Genomic DNA, 14867 nt, shown 5'->3' on the forward strand with positions numbered 1-14867 from the left:
ATGGACTACATCAGGGAAGCACTCGACAAGGCCAACGTGTCGCTGGACAAGACCCGGCCGGCCGCTCCGCTGCGCCCCACCCCTGTCCTCACCGTGGCCTCGTTGGCCGAGCCGCATCCCATTCCCGTCGCGGCGCCGGCCTGGACGGCGCGGCAGGTGCATCTCGATCCGAAGCGGCTCGAGCGCAACCGCATCGTGTCGTTCTCGATGGCCGACCCCAGCCATGTGCCGTTCAACCTGCTGCGTACCCGCGTACGGGCGGTGATGGATGCCAATGGCTGGAAGTCGATCGGCATCACCTCGCCCTCGCCGGGTTGCGGCAAGACCATGGTCAGCATCAACCTCGCGGCGAGCCTCGCACGCGGCGCCGACCTGCGCACCGTGCTCATCGACTTCGACCTGAAGCGCCCGAGCATCGCCCACACATTGGGACTTTCGCCCACCGCGACCGTGGCCCAGGTGCTCGCCGGCAAGGCCGAGATCGGCGATTGCCTCGTCCAGATCGCCCCCGGGCTGACGGTCGCGCTGGGCGGCGGTCATGTGCGCGAGTCGTCCGAGCTGCTGCAGGGCGCCCGCACCAGGGAACTTCTCGATTTCATCAATGCCAGGCTTGCGCCCGATGTGATCCTGTTCGACCTGCCGCCGATGGGCGCCAGCGATGACGTGCTGGCCTTCCTGCCGCGCATCGATGCGGCCATGCTGGTGGCCGCCGCCGGCCAGAGCTCGGTGGCCGAGATCGACAGCTGCGAGCAGCAGATCAGCCAGCACGGCCGGTTCGTCGGCGTCGTCCTCAACAAGGCCGAGATCGAGACCAAGGACTATTACTATTAGGCGCCGACACTCCGGCCGCTCGCGGCGCCGAGTGAACTACGGGTGGTATCGGTATGTATGAAGCGTTCTACGGGCTGAACGGCCGAGCTTTCGCGGTTGTCCCCGATCCCCGGTTTCTCTACTGGGCCGGCCCCCACCGGCTGGCCTTCGCCATGCTCGAATATGGCATCGTCAACCACGCCGGTTTCACCGTCATCACCGGCGAAATCGGGGCGGGCAAGACCACGCTGATCCAGCACTTGCTCGGCAAGCTTCCGGGCGACATCAATGTCGGCCTGCTCTCCAACCTCCAGGGCGGCCGGGGCGAACTGCTCGAATGGGTGCTGATGGCCTTCGACCAGGAGTTCGAAGGCGGCTCCTATGTCAGCCTCTACAAGAAGTTCCAGACCTTCCTGAACCAGCAGCTCAATGCCGGGCGCCGGACGGTGCTCATCATCGACGAGGCGCAGAACCTGGGCCTCGAGGCGCTCGAGCAGCTGCGCATGATCTCCAACGTCAACACCTACGACCGCGAGTTGCTGCAGATCGTGCTCAGCGGCCAGCCGCAGCTGAAGCGCCTGCTCGCCGCCCCCGAGCTCACCCAGTTCGTGCAGCGCGTATCGTCGGACTTTCACCTCACGCTGCTCGGCCGCGACGAGGTGATCGGCTATGTCGGCCATCGCCTGAAGGTCGCCGGTGCCAACCGGCCGCTCTTCACCGAGGCGGCGTGCGACCTCATCTCCTACGCGACGCACGGCACGCCGCGGCTCATCAACATCCTCTGCGACACGGCGCTGCTTTACGGCTTTGCCGCCGATTCACCGATGGTGACCTCGGAAATCGTGCAGAAGGTGCTCGAGGACAAGAGCCAGCACGGCGTCTTCCCGCTGGTGCGGGCCGGCCAGGTCTGACCCGTCCCGCAAGTCGGCCTCAGGCAAGCCGCTTCACCCACTCGCTGACCGCATCGCCGCTGCTCATGTCGGCCTGGAAGATGCCGTCGATCATGAAGCTGGGCGACACGTGGATGCCGTTCTGGCGCGAGTAACGCGCCTCCCACCGCATGGGCTTGTCGAGCGCCACGACGCTGAACGCATCGATCAGCTTGAGGCCGGTGTAGCCCTCGATCCGCCGGATCAGGTCGTTCGGCGTCGCGTCGCGATTGGGGCCGGTGGCGTGCTTTTCGAATTCGAACTCGGCGATGCGCGCGTAGACCGCCGCCATCACCGCTTTGGCCGCCGCCTTGCCTTCCGGCAGTGAGGCCGCGGCGAGGATGGTGCGCACGATGACCGGCGAGAACATGTGCCACGGCTGCGAGTGAAGCCGGATCTTCACCGTGACCTTGTCCTCGCCCGCCTCGGCCAGCAACTGGTCGAGCTTGCCGAAGACCTTGGCCGAGTAGGGGCAGGTAGGTTCGAGGAACACCTCGAAGGCGCGCGGGCCACACCCCCACACCAAAGGATCAACGCGCCAATCTGTCTCTGCCATATCCGGCTCTTCCTGAAATGAGTTGGTCGATAGCCACTGCCGGTGCAGCGACCGTGTTTCGGGGAGGCCGCAACTCACCATGCCTCGGCACTGCCGGCTATTGTCGGATCGTCGAGTACCCTCACGACCGGCCTTTGGCCTGCATTCGGGGGCGGCAAACAGTGGAGGGGAAATGGTGCTGCAAGAGAGGATTGAATTCCCGCAGACATAAGCAAATCAATGACTTACATCGGCGTTTGTAGGCTTGTATTGGGTGCAAAAATGTAGGGGAGCAGCGGTATCTCACTCGTTTCGGTAGCGATCCGCTAAGCGGGCTAATCTGACAGAATGATCGAACCGTCCGCTTCCCACGATGGAAGGGGACGGAGGTCTCGCTGGAACATCGCGTCAATCGCTAGTTTTACCGCATCCCCACTGCTGGCCGGCTGCTCCTCGCTTTCCGCGAGCACTTTCTGCAGTTGATCAGCATCTGAGCTGGTATCCCCCATCGGCCAGAGCGCCGACTCAGCGAGTTTGCGCTTCCGCTGCATGAGGCTATGCAAAAGGCAATCGAATGAGGCTTCCCGATACCCGGTATGAACTGCCATTGGCAGGTGAACCGTGACTTCGCGCGTTTGACCGATGCGATGAACGCGGTCGTTGCACTGCTCCTCGACTGCCGGATTCCACCACCGTGACAGGTGGACTACGTGGGTGGCGGCGGTGAGCGTCAGACCGGTTCCGGCGGCCTTGGGACCAAGCACTAACAGATCGAACCCCGGTGCCGTCTCGTGCTGTTGGAACCGGTTGACGATCTCCTGGCGGGTCTTGATAGGCGTATCGCCGTTAATCAGGTCGATCCGGTTGAGCCCTAGCTCGGCCTTGGCGAGTTCGATGAAGCGATACTGCATCCGCCGGTGCTCAATGAACACGAGCGCCCGCTCCCCGGACCGCTGGATCTTGCGAATCAGCTGGAAGCAGGCAGCAAGCCGTGCAGAGGCGTCGATGAACGCTTCATTTCCCCCGCGAGCCTCGAGATCGGGGTGAACCGAGACAGCGCGGATGTGATGCAGCATCTTGAGTGCCGCGCCGAAACCGCCCTGGGCAAGTTTCAGGCGGGCATCCTCATATGCCAGCTCCTGCTCGCGCGGCATGGCTCGTGGATAGAGGCGCCGACGCTTGGGTGGCAGGTCGGACGCCACTTCCGATTTCAGGCGCCTGATGCCGACCGGCGGCACCTTATCATGCGGCTTGAAGACTCGTCCGTGCAGTTCCGCCATGTTGGCTGTGTCTGGCTCGCGATACCGGGCGAGGAAACTCTCCTCGGTGTCCAACCGACCGGGCGCGACCTGATCCATGACCGCCCAGAGGTCGAGCACCGAGTTCTCGATCGGCGTTCCGGTGAGGCCGATCGTAAAATCGGCCTTGATCGACCGTCCAGCGTCAGAGCGCATGCTGCGTGCGTTCTTGAGCGTCTGTATCTCGTCAAACACCGCAGCCGCGAAGGGGATCTTTGCGAGCGAATGCTGGTAGTTGGTGAGCGTCGTGTAGGTGGTGAGCACCCAGAACCGATGTGCCCGCCCCTCTTCGATCGCCTCCTGCAGTGTGCTCAGGTCAAGCTTGGCGCTACCATCGTCGATGTCGCGCCCCTTCGCCCCAAAGTGCTTCCGGGTGCCGATGCCGCTGCCGTAAAGACGGATGACGTGACCTAGCCCTGGCGCCTCGAGGTGACGCTCGACCTCCTGCTCCCAGTTCAACAGGAGCGACGTCGGCGCGACGACCAGCAATGGCCGCCGCTGCGATGGCGACTTCATCTCTGACTGCAGCCAGGAAAGGAATGCGATGGTCTGAAGCGTCTTGCCCAGACCCTGCTCGTCCGCGTTAAGCACGCCTGGCAGACCGGCCCTCCACGCCGCCTGCTGCCATTCGAAACTGGCCACCTGGTGCAGCTTCAAGGGCGTTTTGACCAAGGCGGGCAGCGCGGGGTTCGAGATCCGGCGCGGCTTGAGGTCGGCAAACCACTGCAGCTCTCGCAGGTTGCTCTTGCTCTCGAGCACGATCGGACCCCGGTCATCGTCCGGCTCACCGCGACCGACGTCACCGGACCCAGCCATACGCTCCAATCGGGCAGAGATCGTAGTCAGGGTTTCCGGCCGAGCGGGGATCTCGATACCATCGCGCTCTACCGACGCTTGATCAGCCTCGATTGCGGAGCTTACATCCCGGTGCAACTCCTCAAGAGACTCCCGGCTCTGCCCGTCAAGATACTCGGCGAGCTTGTGGGCGAAATCCTCCGGCATCCAGGTCGAGGGATCAAAGTTCGGCAGCGGAGCATACTTTTCGAACAGCTTGGTGCCGAGGACGCGGCTGGAATATTGGGCAGTCTCGACAAGAACCGGTCCTGCGAACGCCTCCACAGATTCCTCAAACCCCGCCGCATCGAGGTCGTCGAGCATGCCTCGCGCCTCAAGATCGGCGACGATCGCCTCGGTCAGCGCCGGGCGGGGATTAGCGATAAACGCTTGGCGTTCTTCGCGCGGTGCATGTTGCTTCGCGGCCATCACCTTCAAGGCAGGCATGGCGCTGCTGTCGATGATCAGGTAGCTGCCGGGTCTCACCCGATATGCCGGCAGGGCACCGCGATCGCGCACGCGGCGCTGGAAGGCCTTGAGTGCCTCCCCGGATAACTCGCCTTGTGCCTCATCGATCTCGCCATCCCGCACTTCGCCTACATCAGCGAGGCGATCGCGAGAGAACGGCACTACCTCGAAGTCTGTGCCTTCATCGGTCGGAGAAAGCGAGAACGCATCCGAAAGCCGCACTTCGAGGCCGGAGAGGAAATCTGTCATCGACATCCGAGCGGCCGCATCATCGCGGCTCATCTGCAAACCAGGTTCAAGCGCCTGTCGAAAACGGGCCAGCGCCTCCCAGTGAGACTCGTCGGCGTTGTCGGTGTGCGAGCTGTCGGCAATCTTGATGGCGTCGACCATCCAGTGTGGGATGAGCCGCTTGCCCTGGCCGGTTTCGAGTATTGCTCCCACTCGCCTAGGAAGTTGGCGCTGGCCGGACTTGGTCCACTGATAGACCAGCTTGAACCCTTTCGAGCCGACGACACCCTCGACATCGGTGCTGAGGGTCAGATCGACATGCCTGGGCAGGCCGAGTGATCTGGCGCTCCCGGCATCGAGCTTTGATGCAAGCCGATGCGACAGCCAGATGCGATCATCGGCTATTTGCAGCTCGCTTACGTCGTCATCGCTGAGGTCGCGGAGGTCGGCGATGGCGAGGATAAGGTCGCGCTCGGTGACGGGCAGCTTCCTAAGGTCGCTGGAGGCGGGGCGTGAGAAGAAGCGGGCGAGTCCGGACTTTTGCGGCGGACGTAGCGTGATGCCAGCATCATCGTAGTCGAAAGTCAGTTCCATCGCTTAGATTCTCTCTCTGACCCAACCCTGCCAGTCACCGTTGTGAGCCCGGGAATCGGCGCCCGGAATGGAGCGGATCTCCTCGCAGTCGTAGCGCGGCTGGTAGAGCTTGGGAGCCTTGTTGCCGCCTTCTCGAAAGACGTGCACCTTGTAGCTGTGCGACCCCTCGACGACGATCCTCGAGCCCACCTTCAGAACCAGGAGGCAGGTATCGACGCGGCTTCCCCGAGCTGTCTGTCGCCCGAAAGCCAGGCCGGGACGACCCTGTGCCATTTCCCGTGCCCTGCGGGCACCCTCGTCACTCAGTGCGACCCATGCACTGTCGATGCGCTGCTCCCTGTGAAGTTGTAGCCAGAACCGGCGCCGGGGCTCCCACATGTGGCTGGTCTCGACGGCCGACACGACATCCATGAAGAACCGGATGTTCTCGCCGGTCAGCCATCGTGAGATTCTTTCCACCAGCTCCAGCGGGACTTGCCCCCATGGCGCCTCGCTGCCCCTAGTCCTCGGATCCCCGTAGTAGCTGGTGAGGCGCGTGGTCAGCGAACTGCGCAAAGCCTCCGGCGGGTCATTCGTCCAGGGCGCCAACAGTGCGGAGATAGCCTGCGATGCTCCGCCCTTCTTCGCCTGCAGAGCGCCATCTGGCCTCAACCATGCCAGCAGTTTGTCAATTGACGCTTCTGACTTGAGCGAGGGCGCCATGCCCTTGACGAAGCTCAGGTGTGCATGGGCCATCAACTCGCCTTCATGCGGCTTGCGCATGCCGATGGACTTGAGATCTGACCATGGTGATGGCATGCCCAGCATGAGCTGACCCACCTGTTCGTGTGCGGAATTGCCGTCGAGCAGGCGTGGCACAGCCGCCAGTAGTGGCCGCCAGCGCTCGCCAAGGTTGCCAGAGACCTGGCTGAGGGCGCGGCCTAGCCTGACAGTGTGCGTTGCCCCGGGCTGATAGGAGCCGAGGTAGACCGCCAGCATGCCGTTACGAAAGGCCCTGCTGTCATTGGCGACGATCTCGTCGAAATAGAACTGCCGCAGCGGTCCCAGGCTCTCGCGCCCGCGCCGCTGCTCGTCGAACAGGGCAACAGCCGCGGAGGTAACGAACGAGGTGTGGAGGTCTCGCCAGTCGCCCTCGTCGAGCCGTCGCTTCATCTCCATCGCGATGCGCTCGCGATCGCTCTCCGGAGGTTCTCGCACCACATCCGGCCAACTGGCCAGAACGCGCTCGATGGCAGCGGCTATCGGCGCCATCGAGGGCAAAGCCCGAGGCCGATATGGCTGGAGGCGGCCGAGGACTTCAGTCAGGCTCATGGAGGCGTCTCTCGGCTCGGCACGGCGCCGAGACGCCTGCCGATCTCGTCGATCTCCGTCGAAACCGTCGGCGTATACATGATGATCCTCAGATCGATGCGACGGTTCGTTGAGCGACCTGCCGTTGTCTCATTCTCGGCAATTGGCCGCATCTCGCCGTAACCGGCGACGGAGAGCACCGGCTGGTCCCGGAAGTTGAGGTGCTTGTTCAGGTTCGGCTCGCGATCCAGCATCGCCCAGAATGTCTCGTTCGCCCGCTGCGTGGACAGGTCGAGGTTTGTCCGGTCGTCGCCTGTGGAGTCAGTGTGACCTTCGATTTGGACCGCTTCGATAATCGCCGCACTGTCGTTGCAGTCAAACGACCAGTGGGCACTGACGCCGAGCGTGTAGCAGGGCAGTATCTGCTCAAGCCGGGACGCAATGGTCTCGACGATCTGGCGCTTGGCGGGCGCCAAAATCGACTGCCCGCTGGCGAAAAGGCCATCCCCCTGGAAACGCAGCGCATCCTGTTCGTGGCTGATCTCGATGAGCAGGTCCGGGAAATCGACCCGCAATTGGTCGCGCAACTGCTCGAGGATCCGCTGACGCACCATGGCCGTGCGCTTGAGGTATTCCTCGACAGGATCCTTCTGCACCAGCTCGGCCTTAAGCCGTTCGATCTCGGCCTCTAGTTCCTCAATCTTGGCCTGCAGGTTCACAATCTGCTGATTGGCATCCGTGAGCTCGCCTTGCAACCGATCCCGCTCTGCAACGACGCCGTCAAATTCGGCGCGCGTCACGCTGTCCTCGGGGTTGAATTGGCTGGCGAAGAACGCCAGCATGATCATCAGGACGAACAGGAAGCTGACCGTCATGTCGGTCATCGAGACGAAGACGGACTCCTCCTCATCCTCCCTGCTGCGACGTCGAAAGGCGGCGCGCATTTATCGGGTCCGGCTCCTGGGAATGAACTCCTCGGCCGTCTCGACTACAGTCTTCAGCGTGTCGATGCCTGGCTGCAGCTTCTCTTGCAGTTCCTGGACATGCTGCCGCATGCCGTCGACAGCGCCGGAGACCTGCTGCGTATAGATTTCGAAGGCCCGGCCGAGCTTGCCGTCGATATCGTCGATCCGATTTCCCTGCTCGCGAAGCCTCTGCAGCGCAACCTGGATGCCTTCCAGCGCACTTTCGATCGCCTGCTGCTCGCTCCCGAGCACCGCCTGTGCAGATGACAAGGCATCTGCAGCCGACCTGGCAGTGGATTCAGCCGAGCGGCTGACTGTCGTGGCGACATTCTGCGTCGCATCGACGAGGGCCGAGACGGATGCTTCCACGCTCCCGATAGACGATCTGATCGGAGCGGCCGCCGAAGTCAGCTCTTGGCTGGCCGACCGGAAGGCGTTCGACGCGACCACCGAAGCATCGGCGCCAGACTTCACGCCGTCGGCGAACAGCCGCATATCGTTGCCGGCGGCCGCCACCTGGCGCGTTACTGCCTCCATCTTCTCGGCGATCGCATCGAGCGGCGCCAGCACCTCGTTCGCGGCCTTCTCCGCGGCGTCGGCGGTCACACGGCCAAGCTCACGGCTGGCCGCCTCCGCGCCGACACGGCCGGCGTCCTCGATCTGCTTGCCAAACCCCTCCCCCGCTTGTCGCAGACTGGACGCAGCGGCACTTAGCGCCTCGGCACCCTGGGACGTGTTGTCACGAATACCTTCAAGCGTCTGGTTCATGACGCCCAGCAGCTTCTCAGCACCGGCATTGAAGGCACCACCGGTGTCGCGCGCAGCGTCACCCAGCGTGTCTCGGATCCCGGCCACCGCCTCGGAGACACGGGTCAGCGCCGCATTCAGCTCATCGCCGACCTTGGACGAGCTCTGGTCCATCCGGTCGGAGAGCTTGGCGATGCGATCGCCGGCTTCGGAAATGCTGTCGCTGGCCTTGCTCAGGGCGCGCCCTACGTCCTCCGACATGCGGCTGCTGAGATCCTGCACCATTGTGCCCACGCCATCCGTGCCGGCCTTTCCGACCTGGTCGAGCAGCGGCCGGAGGTTTTCCCCGATGCTCTCAGAAATCATCGCCGGCATCTCCTTGAGCGGCCGGCCAAGCTCGGCAACAAGCTCGTAGCCCAGCGTGCGCAAAAACTCGCGCTGCTCCGTCACCGCGGCCAACTGCTTGGCTGCCAGACCTTCGAGACTGAGGAAGGCGAGGCGCTCCTCAAGGCCATCGGCAAGGCGATGAGCAGCGACCTCGGCGTCATGGAGACCGACGCGTAGCGCTACGGTGAAGATGATCGAGCACAGCAGGCCAGTCAGCGACATGATGAACTTGGCCGACGCCACAGTTAGCAGGTCATTCATTTCCGCGGCGCCGATTGTGCCGCCTCCCTCGGGCACCATCGAACTGAGCGCCGAGACGAGACCGAGGAAGGTCAGGAACAGCCCAACCGACACGAACAAGCCTGGCACGTGCCGCCAGAAACCGGCGCCGAAGCCGAGATCCTCGAGGTTGAAGAAGGCCGATGGGCGAACAGAGTTGTGGTAAATCGGCGCGCCGCCCTCGTCCTGGGCGATGAGCGTCTCGGCGAATTCGCGCCAGGTGTTCGCAATCTTAAGCCTAGAGCCGGTGCGGCCACCCGCCGAGATGTCGCTGGTGAGCGTAGCTAGTCCGGCGCTGAACTCAGCATCGTCCTTGTGCTTGCGGACCGAGCGGTCGAGCCAACGCATGGCACGGACACGAGATCGGATGCCGAGTGCAAAGAGCACGAGAGAAACGATCAGCGCAATCACAAGCACCAGGCTGAAAAGGCCGGGCGAATACTCCTCGCGAAGCAGCCCCGCAACATCCAGCACCACGGACCGGACGGTTAGTCCGATGCCCTGCAGAAATTCCATAAATGCCCCCAAACCAACGGGAGAAAGCTATAGCGCTAAACGCAGCTACTGCAATTGGGAGCTCCGTTGCGGTCTTATGTAAGCGCCAAATGGCAAGCTCTTGCACACAATGAGGCCACTAGGTCGGATGTGCTACTCGGGCAGCGGAGGCAGGGCGGTCGGATCCAGCATGGCAACGCGCTTGGCAAACACTCGGTGTAGCCTGTTCAGGCGGTCCACCAGCCACGCATGCTGGCGTGGCCAATCGCCCTCTTCCTCTGGATCGCAGCCCAGATAGGCAGCAACACGACTGTCGCGTGCCTCGGGCAACTCTTCCCAGTGCAGCGGTTCGCCGAACTCCACTTCGATCTCTGATTTATGGCTGGCCAGAAAGGCCAGGATTCGCTTCGCCTGATCGCCCGCGATATACAACTCTGCCCGGATTTGCTTTTTCGGCCTGATCATCGCGGCGGAGAGGTTGTAGCCCATGCGCCCGATTGGATACGACATCCAGGATTGTGGTTGGGCCTTTCGATTGCCGCGAACCGCTCCGTTTGCTGTTCGCAGAGCCTGATGGAGCGCGTCCCAGTAGTCGCGCTGGACCTTCCGTGTATCAGAGAGCTCGGACTCATCGATGGCCCGCGCAGCGTGAGCCACGGCCTGCGTCCAATCGTTCGGCTTGGAGACCAGGTTGAACTTGGGCGCTGCAGACGATCCCCCGATGCGCCACAGCTCCACTTCAAGGCCAAAGAAGCGGAAGCTTTCATCCGTGATCCTGTTTAACCAGTCCAGGGTAGATCGGTGCTCTTCTGTGAAACGCGCCGCGATCCAAACGATCGTCACTGCCTCCAGGCCCGAGGCGTAAGTCAGAAGCTGGCCGAGATGTATGTGGTCAGTGCGCTCCAGTTGGTTCTCGACTAAGACCCAGCGATCGGTGCCGATATCCTTGCACAAGATATCGGCCCGAAATGGCCCGACGGAGCGTTCCTGTGCCTCGAGCTGTAGATCGATGCCCAACGTCTCTCCGAGGAGCGCCAAATTCTCCTGACGTGCCAGCCATGGCGTGAAGTGCGACGCCTCCGACTGCCAGATGTCACGAAGCTCGACGCGCTCCAGCCGCCCCAGATCTGGTTGCAACGTTTGCCCCCTCATTCCTCCAACATTCTCACACGCTAGATGATCCTGTCGCAACACGAGTTGCAATGCTGCGAGCCGCCAATATTGTGGTGCGTGCATGCTCGGAGGCGACGACTTAGATGAGTGATCGGAATGTGGTGGTCTCCGAATATTCGGAGCGACAGCTCAAAGCGCTGATCGACAACCATCGCGCCAGGAAGGCGACCGACAGGCCCCTCTACCTGGCTGCTCTGGAGGAATACGCGGTGCGCCGCGGTAACGGGCTCCGCTTTACCAAGTCGATGCAGGTAATCCGTGAAGCCGCCCAGGCAGGCCGGTTCCTTTCCTACAAGGAGTTGGCCGACCAAAGTGGCGCCATCTGGAACAAGGTCCACTACAGCGTTGGGACACACCTCTGGGATCTGGTCGAATACGCGCACCGTCGCGGATGGCCTATGCTCAGTGCCATCGTCGTGAACAAAGACAATGTCGCAACCGGCGACATGAAGGACGAGACCCTCGCCGGCTTCGTCGCTGCGGCAAAGGAACTCGGGCTCGCCGTAGACAACCCCCACGAATTCCTGCGAGAGCAGCAGCGACTCGTGTTCGCATGGGCGCAACACACCCACACCACAGACGAGACTGGATGATCACCGTTCAGCCGTGCGCACCGTCCATGCTCTCTTCATATTCCAGTAGGGCACTCTGACCCGCAGCCAGACAACGCCCAGGCGCTACCGCCTGCTTGGCGCGCCATTGCGCTTTCCGCCTGTAGATGTGACGAATCTGGAACGACTTGGGGGATTTCATGACGAGACAGCATTGTTTGCCACTTCTGCTCGACGAGGCGGCAAGGGAGGCCGTGCCACTGACGGCGTTGAGCTTCCTTTCCGGACCAGACGCCGTCGCAGAGGCAAACATCCAGGAACTCGTGCACGCTTATCCCGCCTCGCTGCCAATCTCGGAGATCGATCCGTCGTTCGCGGGAGCGGTGCCGATATGCCGCGAACTCAACACCTCGGCGGGCGCCATCGACAATCTCCTTGTGACACCTACGGGACTACCTGTGTTGGTCGAGTGCAAACTCTGGCGTAACCCCGAAGGGCGACGAGAGGTGGTCGGCCAAATCCTCGACTATGCGAAAGAGCTGAGCCGGTGGTCTTCTGCCGACCTGCAGCGCGAAGTCAGCATTCGGCTCAAGCAGCGCGATGGCAACCCGATGCTTGATCTGGTCCGCGCGACACATCCCGACCTTGACGAGGTAGAGTTCAACGATGCCCTGACTCACAATCTGCGCCGCGGACGGTTTCTCCTGCTGATCGTCGGCGATGGCATCCGAGCCGGCGTTGAAGCCATTGCAGAGTATCTGGAAGCCCATGCCGGGCTGCACTTCTCACTCGGACTGGTTGAGATGCCGATCTACGTGATGCCAGACGGCAAGCGGATCGTGGTTCCACGCGTCTTGGCGAAGACAAAGGTGATCACGCGAAACGTCGTGTCTCTGCCAGACGGTTATGGTCTCGAGGACGCCGACAGCGACGAAGAGGCCGTCGTGTCACCGGAGCTCACGGCGCTTCGTGACGAGCGACAGCAGTTCTGGAAGGAGTTCCTTGGCTTTGTGAAACTGGACGATCCAGAACAGGTGGTGCCCCGCCCGGCGCGAGGGGGGCACCTGTCATTCATGATGCCTGCGCCCTCCGGCAGCAGCTGGTTGACGGTCTATCGCGATAGGGCACGAAAGGAGGTAGGGCTGTTTCTATCATCTTCACGCAACAGCGCGGGCGAGTTCGCCGCGCGAACGATCGCGGATGACTGGCCACGGGTCTCCGCTCAGCTCGGAGGCACCGCGACACTGACCCAGTTCGGGGGTCGCCCGCGGATTGTGGACTACCTGCAAATGACATCACTGGAGGACGCCACACAACGGCTTGCCGCCTTCCACTGGCTGGCTGAGCGGGTCAACACCTTCGTCAACGTCCTGCGCCCTCGGGTCCGATCGGCTGTGGCGGATTACGTGGAGGAAAACTAAGCAGGCGCCGCGAGCTCAGACTCAAACCAAAGCCAGATCCGATCGGCGGAGTGTTTTTGCGATGAGCGTCCGGTCCAGTCGATTATTTCGGCCCTCGCAAGAGGTCTCAGGCACCAGAAGACAGGCATGGCAAGCGGCGCCATGTAGAGGCCTCTCGTCAAGTGCACTGCCCACGTGATGTTCGGAGCAAACGGGATCGTTGGAGCAGAGCTCAACCCGTCGAAGTGCCCTGTCCAGGATCATTGGCAAACGATAGGCCGTTTCACTAAGGCCGCCCAAGGTTCCCTGTGCCCCCGCGGTCGAAGTGTAAATGAGCAGGCCGAACCGTCCCAGTTGTCCCGCTGCGCTCGAATAGATGCGCTCTTTGATCGAGGACAGTGGATACCCGCCCTCCATCGCCAGCTCGGCCATCAATGCGTGGGACAGGCTGTGTATCGCCCAATAGGCTGGCCCCATGTGCTTCTCCTGGCGTCCGAAGCGGGCAGCATCCAGGGTCTCGGCCATATACATATGCTTGGAGGCTTCCTGAACGGCGGGCTTCGCAAGCCATTGCTTAAGCTCTGCCTCATCGATGTGGACGAAAATGCCTTCACCGAACTGCTCGATGGCCGGCAGCCACTGGATTTGTCGGGTGAGAGGGGCGCCATCAACATTGAGTTGGATCTCGTCGAGCTCGCTTTCGGCAGGACTGGGTGGCGGCTCAAGTCGGGTGAATCCATAGAGGCAGGTGACCTCGCGGAGTCGGTTTACCTTCACGACTGATTTCACGATGGACTGCAACCCCCCAGCGAGACTAGCGCGAGGCAGCGTCTCAGCGAACAATACCGAGCCAGCCCCGCCATGGCCGATGGTTTCTGCGCCAGATGCCAGCGTATCGAACTCCGCGATCCTCGGATTCTGCGAGGACAAGGTTTCCGTATCCACGTCCAGGCTGGCGATGGCCTTCTCAATCTCCTCGTCCGAGAAATCGGCGAAGTCGTCCTTGGTCTGTGGACCGGCCCGCAGAATGCTCGTGAGATTTGGGAGTGTCCGGAATGCGTCAATCGTTGATCTGTGCCGTGCGATGACCTGAAGCAGCCGATCGCTTGAGGCGGTCAGCGAGATAACCGTGATCGTCTGCGAAAAGTATGTGTTGGTCGCAGAGCGAGGGAGTAGCCGAAGATCCTCGGCACACACATCAGTTGCTTCCCGCGTGGGCCGCAGCCACGGGCTGTTGGCATGGCATGTGCCGAGGAACTTCGGCTTGTAGAGATCCGCCATGGTAACGCGCGAGCCACAGCTGCACCGAACCGAGATATCGGACGGGTCGGAACTAACGCCGCGCTCGACCCAGAACATTGACCGCTTGCAAGTGCGGTCGCCGTTACGATGCACCAGCCAGCGCCATTCGATATCCTCGAGGTGACCCTTCGAACATGCAGCCACGAAACGGATCGGATTGACGTCGTGCTTCTTGCCGGCATCGTCCGAGAACCGCATCCGATCGCCGTTGATTGTCAGCTGTGAGAACTCGACCATACGCCGCCATGTCTCGCCAGGAGCCGCACCTGAAACGCCGGTGACTCCGCCGTCCTCTACCGTGAACCACTTTGGAAACAGCACGACATCTACAGCCGGTCTGGCGGTGTCGTGTCGCTCTTCGTCCATTTCTGGCGGTGCACGTAGCCCCGAGAACTCAGGCCCCAGACCTAGCTGCTGCCTTAGTAATGGAACCAGCCGCTCCTCTTCGATCTGCTTGTGGCCTCCCGAGTAGTTCCAGCCCTGCAGGCCTGACACCACGACAGCGTGGTTCGGCAGGTCCAGCATAGCTCCGGGACCGTAGGTTAGGAGAAGCTGCGAAAAGCTCTGTGTCGTGTCGGCCAA

11 protein-coding genes are annotated in these 14867 nt (G+C 62.2%); 4 read left to right on the forward strand and 7 right to left on the reverse strand.

What is annotated here, in order from left to right; genetic code table 11:
• Complete coding sequence (locus AC3A6I_RS04145) at positions 1-831, forward strand: CpsD/CapB family tyrosine-protein kinase (RefSeq protein ID WP_487541921.1); 831 nt, start codon at positions 1-3, stop codon at positions 829-831.
• A gap of 53 nt (positions 832-884) precedes the next feature.
• On the forward strand, positions 885-1721 hold the full coding sequence (locus AC3A6I_RS04150; RefSeq protein ID WP_487541922.1) for an ExeA family protein: 837 nt from the start codon (positions 885-887) through the stop codon (positions 1719-1721).
• Positions 1722-1740: 19 nt separating this feature from the next.
• Here the strand turns inward: AC3A6I_RS04150 and AC3A6I_RS04155 are convergent, their stop codons facing one another.
• The 6 genes from AC3A6I_RS04155 to AC3A6I_RS04180 form a co-directional block, all read right to left on the reverse strand.
• Entirely contained in the window at positions 1741-2295 is a 555-nt protein-coding gene (locus AC3A6I_RS04155; protein ID WP_487541923.1) for a DsbA family protein, read from the reverse strand.
• Positions 2296-2609: 314 nt separating this feature from the next.
• Complete coding sequence (locus AC3A6I_RS04160) at positions 2610-5696, reverse strand: DEAD/DEAH box helicase (protein ID WP_487541924.1); 3087 nt, start codon at positions 5694-5696, stop codon at positions 2610-2612.
• Positions 5697-5699: 3 nt separating this feature from the next.
• Positions 5700-7007: an EH signature domain-containing protein gene (locus AC3A6I_RS04165; protein WP_487541925.1), complete on the reverse strand. Its 1308-nt coding sequence runs from the start codon at positions 7005-7007 to the stop codon at positions 5700-5702.
• Positions 7004-7870, reverse strand: a complete 867-nt coding sequence (locus AC3A6I_RS04170) for an OmpA family protein (RefSeq protein WP_487541926.1) — start codon at positions 7868-7870, stop codon at positions 7004-7006. Before AC3A6I_RS04170 ends, AC3A6I_RS04165 begins: the two co-directional genes overlap by 4 nt.
• Positions 7871-7930: 60 nt before the next feature.
• Complete coding sequence (locus AC3A6I_RS04175) at positions 7931-9880, reverse strand: hypothetical protein (protein WP_487541927.1); 1950 nt, start codon at positions 9878-9880, stop codon at positions 7931-7933.
• A gap of 132 nt (positions 9881-10012) precedes the next feature.
• Positions 10013-10996: a DUF4268 domain-containing protein gene (locus AC3A6I_RS04180; protein WP_487541928.1), complete on the reverse strand. Its 984-nt coding sequence runs from the start codon at positions 10994-10996 to the stop codon at positions 10013-10015.
• A gap of 119 nt (positions 10997-11115) precedes the next feature.
• On the opposite strand from AC3A6I_RS04180, the gene AC3A6I_RS04185 reads away from it, so the two are divergent.
• On the forward strand, positions 11116-11625 hold the full coding sequence (locus AC3A6I_RS04185; protein WP_487541929.1) for a hypothetical protein: 510 nt from the start codon (positions 11116-11118) through the stop codon (positions 11623-11625).
• A gap of 176 nt (positions 11626-11801) precedes the next feature.
• Entirely contained in the window at positions 11802-13004 is a 1203-nt protein-coding gene (locus tag AC3A6I_RS04190) for a hypothetical protein (protein ID WP_487541930.1), read from the forward strand.
• A 21-nt stretch (positions 13005-13025) separates the two neighbouring features.
• On the opposite strand, the gene drmB is transcribed toward AC3A6I_RS04190, so the two are convergent.
• On the reverse strand, positions 13026-14867 hold the full coding sequence (gene drmB / locus AC3A6I_RS04195; RefSeq protein ID WP_487541931.1) for a DrmB family protein: 1842 nt from the start codon (positions 14865-14867) through the stop codon (positions 13026-13028).

It is taken from the genome of Devosia sp. Soil_C_22 (assembly GCF_057657195.1).